Origin of the sequence: Bradyrhizobium sp. CCH5-F6, from assembly GCF_001556045.1 — a bacterium.
Lineage (GTDB): Bacteria > Pseudomonadota > Alphaproteobacteria > Rhizobiales > Xanthobacteraceae > Bradyrhizobium.
Window position 1 is genome coordinate 1 of record NZ_LSIC01000123.1, and the last position, 417, is coordinate 417.

Sequence of the window (417 nt, forward strand, 5' to 3'; positions counted from 1 at the left end):
TCTTGTTGAAGTCCTGACGGATCTGCACCACCGAGAGGTTCGAACCGAGGCTCGACGCCTCCGAGCGCAGCGTGCTCGACGCAGCGTTCAGGTTGGTGAGCACCTTGTTGGTGGCCGCGTTGTCGATGAAGTCGACACCGCTAGTCAGCGCAGCAAGGCCCAGACCCTTGGAGTTGTAGGTCACGCCGGTGATGCTCAGGTTCGACTTGCCGGTCTCGTCGAACACCAGCTTGAGCTGGTCGCCGTTCAAGAGGTTGACACCGTTGAACGAGGAGTCCTGCGCCGTCGTGTCGATCTGGTTCAGGATGTTGTTGTACTGGTTGACCAGATTGGCACGCGAGGTTTGCGCAACCGTATCCTGGACGGGGGTGGAAGCCGTCGAGAAGGTCAGCGACGAGGTCAGCGTGCCGCCGATCG

Annotated in this window: 1 pseudogene; it reads right to left on the reverse strand. The window is 60.7% G+C overall.

From position 1 onward, the window contains the following. Nucleotides 1-417: pseudogene (locus AX729_RS22905) on the reverse strand (DUF1522 domain-containing protein); the annotation flags it as partial.